Raw genomic sequence first — 6,392 nt, 5'->3', positions numbered from 1 at the left:
CCCCTAAGGTAGCTTAACCCTATCGCAAGGGTAGCTCAAGGGTAGCGCAACCTAGTAGTTATATAGAGATCAGACCGTAATTATCCTGTAGTTATGAACATGTCTGATATCCCTAAAGTTGACAGAATAGCATTAAAGACTGGAAAAACATCCGGTGAGAGATCTTATTCAGATAGAACTGAAAGCAACCAAAAAAGCCCTTGCAGTATCAAACTACAAGGGCCTATCTAAAATTAAAATTGAGTATTAGAGGTTAAATGCCTTTAAAAGTCAAAATAAGACTTAGTGTTGTTATGGTTCCCAGTTATCTGCTCCAGCTAAAACATTTTTTATTATATAAACTTTAGCATCCTTTGCGCTCAACTGTTTGGACCATGGAACACGTGAAGTCAGCACCGCACCTGGTCCTTTACTACCAAATTCAGCATAATAAGCTGTTTTCTCCTTATCAGGAAACATTGCGTCGCCTTTCCAGGGATTCCAGCCTTCGGGCGTAATGTGCGCACCCAACTCACAATTTATAAATACTGTTTTGGCATAAGGCCTCCATGGCCTACCCAAAAAAACCTTATTTACTTTTTGAGTAGTACTATTTACAGTAGAATTATTAAGAGGGTTTAATGCAACAAGCCTGCAGTTTAAAAAAACGAAACCAAACTTTTGTCCAGATCGCGTTGCCGCAGCCGTAACATAAGAGTTCGACAAACTATTAATTGTACAATTTTGAAACACGGCAGTAGCTTCGCCAAAAATAAAATCTGTAGTACCTTCAATATAACAGTCCTTATAAAACTGCCTGCTTTGTGAACTTGCTGCATAAAGCGTATCCTGAAAACCCAATAAATTACTATTTTTAATTACAAATCGATCACCTTCAACATGAAGGGCCACCGCCTGCCCTACTGGCCCGGAAGTATTGGCAATAGTTAAGTTTTCTATTTCTATGCCATTCCCTTGTATTAGTACCGTATAAGAAGTGAAAGTCGAGAACTTATCTTTACCAAAAGCATCATTACCCTGCGGATAAAGCTTTCCAGAATAATCATCGTTAGTTATAACGGTCTTCTCTTTATCCTCCCCTATTAAAGAAATGTTGGCCTTCCAGGATGGAATGACAAGTTTTTCCTTATAGCTACCCTTTTTAATCAATATTCTAACCCTCGCTTCACCAAGATCACGAACAGCATTCACTGCCTCCTGTATCGTTTTAAAATTGCCGGTCCCATCTTGTGCTACTGTTATCTCCTTAAGTGTTGTTACTTGTGCAAAGAGTCCAGAGAACCAAGGCACTAAGCAACACATCATCAGAAACAATGTTCTTAATAAAAATTTCATACTATATATATGTATTATATACTACATCCTTTATTTAACAGAGTCAACTCGGAACCAATCAAAATCAGCATATCCAGAATCATTAGTCTTTGTCTCTCTGATACAGAAAAGGCCCATTTTTGCACCTATCCATTTTCCGGGTTCCGCCTGAAAATCTGTTCCTGCATCTATAAATTTAGTTCCATCAGTACTATAAGCTAATCTACACTTTGCACCTTTACCTACAGTTACCCGTAAATAAAGTGTCGAATTATCAATTTTAGCAATAATTTTCTCTACTTCTGAATTTCCTTTTTCTGCTCCTTTACAAATAGCATAAACAAGATAATTGCCATCCTTTTTACTTTTAATACTTAAGCTGGCATAACTCAATCCCATCACTACTAATCCAGTTCTTTCATTTTCAAGCTTAGGGTTTGGTGAAAAAGTCAACTTTGTTGTTGCCGTAAATTCTTCTGTAGGAAATTTTTGCATCAATATATTGGGAACGTCCCATAAACTTTTCGCAGTTTCCGGTATCTGATCTGAGAATAAACGTAATGTACCTTTACTTGTATTCATAAACGCCCATGTGGCTTTCGGATTTGCCTGCCACTGCCATTGCAAACCTAACGCTCTTTCATTGAACTCATCACTTTCTACTGGAGTCTGAATCGGATAAGTCTTACCCACATTAGGTTTCTTATAACTCATTACCGGTTCACCAATTCCATCCCCATCTTTATCAACCCCTATTACTGGCCAGTCTTTAACCCATTTCATAGGTTGCAAATGAACTACCCTACCATATTCATCCTTATCCTGAAAGTGAAGAAACCAATCTTCTCCCGTCTGTGTATTTACCCAGGCCCCCTGGTGCGGGCCATTAACAGAACTCTTCCCCTGATCCATTACCACCTTACGTTCATAAGGGCCATATATATTTTTTGAACGCAAAACCAACTGCCATCCTGTGGAAACGCCTCCCGCAGGGGCAAAGATGTAATAATAACCATTACGTTTATAAAACTTTGGGCCTTCAATTGTCGGATCGGTTTCATGACCATCATAAACCAATACTCCTGCGTCTATAGTCTTAGTACCTTCAGGATTGAGTTGCTTCACAGCAATTACACTTTTTATTCCAGCGCGACTTCCTGCATAAGCGTAGGCCAAATATGCTTTTCCATTATCATCCCAAAACGGACAGGGATCAATCAAGCCCTTTCCACCTTCAATCAATATTGGGTCAGACCATTCATCTGCCGGATTTTTAGCTTTTGTTACATAAATGCCAAAATCTGGATCTGGATAATAAATATAAAACTCACCTTTATGAAAACGAATAGCGGGTGCCCACACTCCATTTCCATGTTGTGTCTTAGAAAAATGATCAAACGGAGGTTGTCGTCTTAAAGCATGATTAATCAGTGTCCAATTCACTAAATCTTTGGAATGCAAAACAGGCAATCCCGGCACCGCATCAAAACTAGAAGCGACCATATAAAAATCATTACCTACCCTTATAGCATCCGGATCAGAATAATCAGCATCAAGAACAGGATTCTTATAAGTTCCATTGCCTTGATCGGCAACCCACACTTTCGAAACATACTTTGCAGGAACAGATTGAGCATTGGCTCCTAATACACCGGCTAAAAAACAGCTACAAAAAACTAAATACTTCATTATTTCAATTGATTATCCAAAATTAAAGCTACCAAACTATTGATATACACTTCTATATTATCATAAGCAGTGCTTAAGTTACGTCCAGCTGCATTGGCAACTTTAGGATCAAGACCTTTTGCTTTTTCCCATTCGTCAGGCATCCCATCACCATCTGTATCTAATAAAGCAGGTAAACTTTGTAACGCAGGCCAACCATCAACATCACCGGGTGTATCTATAATTCCATTTGTACTACCATTCGATCCAGTTTTATAAAAGGTCTTATTACGTGTATGTAAAACTGTTCTTGTATCTACCGCATCTCTTTTTAATACGGCACCAGCATAATCCAGTACTTTATCATAAGCTTCTAAAGCAGTATGGGTTTTTACATTATTATCAATTGCCAACGGAGCACCTAATTTCATTGCTACCTTATCTGCATTTGAAACAGTACCGTAACTTCCATGAAACTGATTATATACACCGTATGCCCAGTTATCATTTGTTGACTGTGTACTTTCATTCACATAATTTCCATTGATATAAAACTTACCCCAAATGTCATACACTTCAGTACCCACAATTTTATTTTTATCTATAGAAAGAATGCGTTCTTTCTTAGTCGTTGCAGGCCCTGGTTTATAATAGTTATTGATGACGTTGATATTCATTCCCTCACCACCGTAAGCATTATTGGTAGGTCCCCAATTGTAAAAAACATTATTTCTAACATCAACCAGATCCGTTAATGCAAAAGCCTTACCTGCTTCTTCTCCGAATCTGGGATTACGACTATCATGATTGGCCATAAGATTGTGGTGGAAAGAAGCATATTTACCACCCCAAACCCCACCATAACCATGAGCACCTTTACCATGTACGGAATTCCTCAAACTTTCGGTAATCAGGCACCATTGCAAAGTGAAGTTTTCATTGGCATAAAACGATACACATTCATCGGTAGACCAACTCATGGAACAATGATCTACAATAATATTCTTCTGGAACCTTCCACCCAAAGCATCCCCCTCCTGTTGCTCTGAGTCTCCCATTCTAAAACGCATATATCTAATAATAACATTATCTGCGCCAACATTTACTTCATAATTCCTTAGACATATCCCATCCCCAGGAGCTGTTTGTCCTGCAATTGTTATGTCTTTATTCCTAATAACAAGTCTGCTTTTCAATGCTATAGTTCCGGAAATCTCAAACACAACAATCCTTGGTCCCGTTGCATCTATAGCTGCCCTTAAACTACCTGCACCGGCATCGTTAAGATTGGTTACTTTAATCACCTTACCCCCTCTGCCTCCTGTTGTATTCCTTCCAAAACCTTCCGCACCCGGAAAAGCAAGTGCAGATTCTGAAATCGGCTGAGGTCCACTGGGGCCAGGAGGATTTTTATCTTCGTCCTTAGTTGGTGCATAATCAATTTTCTTCTTTTTTTCGCAATTGGTAAAGCTGAAAACAATAAACAAGACAATTATGCTCAATAGTATTTTTTTAATGGTCATAAGATTCATTTTTTTAACCGTCATCGTTTTACAATTCTGCTGGCAAGTTCGAGATTCAATTTTTTCAGCTCCGATAAAACCAGTTCAGCAATTCTTCGGGCACCATATTCATTAAAATGAGTATTATCGTTCATACCGGCTGGATAATTAGGATGTTGTCCTGGTATAAGTTGGTTAAATAACAATTTGGAATGCTCTGCTCCCATTTCCTGCATCAAAGCCATGCTCCTCTTATCCAGATCTATCATCGGAACCTTCAAGGCACTGGCAACATTTCTAACAATTGCCGAATATAGCTCGTGACTTTCCTTAACTTTCCCTTCTGAATCAAATCTCCGACGGGCTACAGGAGTGATCAATACTGGAAATGAGCCTGCTTTTAAAGTTTCATTAACGTACTTTTCCAGATAGCTTTTAAATTCTTCCTCTGTCGTATACGTACTTTTAGCTTTAGCCTCATCATTATGCCCAAATTGAATAAAAACATAATCCCCTTTCTTTAAACTATCTGTTACGGCTTTCCAACGTCCTTCTTTTATAAATGATTTGGTACTTCTTCCATTCTGTGCACGGTTATCAACCTCTACAGATTCATCAAAGAAATAGGCAAAAGGCATTCCCCACCCTGTTTCAGGATATTTGGAAACCGGCTTTATAGATATAGTGGAATCCCCAACCAGATAAACTTTTACTTTCTTCGCCGGATCAGTAAAAGCCATCAATAAAGGGAGGCTAAAAACCAGAAGATACTTGAACTTTTTAGATGTGCTCATATGGAATATTATTTGGTTAAACAATCATACGAACTTGAAAATACTTTCAAGAAAGATGAACAGATTAAATCCGTGCAAACGATTGCACGTCTAAATAAAAAATAATTTAAAATGGTTTCCAGGCACCTAATATCTTTTCTAATGTATATTCTTTGGCCTGTTCGTCGGTCAGCTGTCTAGACCAGGGCTGTCTTTGCCCGGGTTTATAACCATCACCAGTACTTTTGTATTCAGCATAAAATGCTGTGGCTTCATTAGCTACATTACCCCAGTTGTTCCAGCCTTCAGGTTTAATATGAGAACCCATTTCACAAGTTATAAATACAACGTTAGCATTTGGACGCCATGGTCTACCCAAATGAACAGTTGCTATTCCTGATACACCTGTTAATTTGCAGTTTAAATAAACATATCCATATTTCTGGCCCTCTGGTGTTGATGCAGCAGTTACATAACCACTTCTTATACTATGGATGGTACATTTATCGAACAAGGCTGTTGAACCACCAAACATAAAATCTACTGTACCAGAAATATAACATTCCTTTAAATATTGTATAGTATTGTTACCTGCATAATAGGTATCCTGAAAGCCTAAAAATCGACATTTATTAAATGCAGCATAATTACCACCAATATTAATAGCTAAAGCCTGCCCGGCATCTATTCCAGCCGTATTTTCGAAAGTCAGATTCTCTGCCTTAAAGTAATTTCCGTTAATAAATACAGAAGCAGAACCAGAAGTACCATACTCTACGCCTGCTCCATTTAGTTTTGAAGCATAATTATCGAAAGTCAGAACTGTCTTTTCACTGTTTTCTCCTTTAAAATAAATATAGTTTTTGTTTTTAGGAATCGTTAGCACCTCTTTATAAGTTCCATTTTTTATAGCAATTACATAATATTCTGTACCATTATTAGGGGCTGCATCAATAGCGGCCTGTATGGTGGTATAATCTCCGGTTCCATCCTTTGCGACTGTCTTATCAATTTTATCTGGAACAACTACAGGAGCTGGCGGAGGTATATATTCAGGTAACTGGTATTTTTCCACTTTCTCGCAGGACACCATACTAAAGAGTAGAGCAAAACATATTAAAGATCTCATAGTTTT

General features: G+C 38.1%; 5 protein-coding genes. All 5 read right to left on the bottom strand.

Annotated elements, in window-relative coordinates:
* Positions 1-291: 291 nt before the first annotated feature.
* Positions 292-1,335 (bottom strand): pectinesterase family protein, encoded by a 1,044-nt coding sequence (locus ABDJ41_RS05185; RefSeq protein ID WP_349784717.1) that lies wholly within the window; start codon positions 1,333-1,335, stop codon positions 292-294.
* A gap of 30 nt (positions 1,336-1,365) precedes the next feature.
* Positions 1,366-3,003 carry a glycoside hydrolase family 43 protein gene (locus ABDJ41_RS05180; protein WP_349784716.1) on the bottom strand — a complete coding sequence of 546 codons (1,638 nt, stop codon included), beginning with the start codon at positions 3,001-3,003 and terminating at the stop codon, positions 1,366-1,368.
* Positions 3,003-4,505, bottom strand: coding sequence for a pectate lyase (locus ABDJ41_RS05175; protein ID WP_349784714.1), 1,503 nt, complete (start codon positions 4,503-4,505; stop codon positions 3,003-3,005). The genes ABDJ41_RS05180 and ABDJ41_RS05175 overlap by 1 nt, the downstream gene beginning before the upstream one ends.
* Before the next feature lie 20 nt (positions 4,506-4,525).
* On the bottom strand, positions 4,526-5,278 hold the full coding sequence (locus tag ABDJ41_RS05170) for a rhamnogalacturonan acetylesterase (protein WP_349784712.1): 753 nt from the start codon (positions 5,276-5,278) through the stop codon (positions 4,526-4,528).
* Between the two features lie 106 nt (positions 5,279-5,384).
* Entirely contained in the window at positions 5,385-6,386 is a 1,002-nt protein-coding gene (locus tag ABDJ41_RS05165; protein ID WP_349784710.1) for a pectinesterase family protein, read from the bottom strand.
* Between the last annotated feature and the right edge of the window lie 6 nt (positions 6,387-6,392).

The sequence above is a fragment of the Pedobacter sp. ASV1-7 genome, from assembly GCF_040203335.1.
Lineage (GTDB): Bacteria > Bacteroidota > Bacteroidia > Sphingobacteriales > Sphingobacteriaceae > Pedobacter.
Note: the sequence above shows the minus strand (reverse complement) of the source record. Positions and strands in the feature narration are given on the sequence as shown.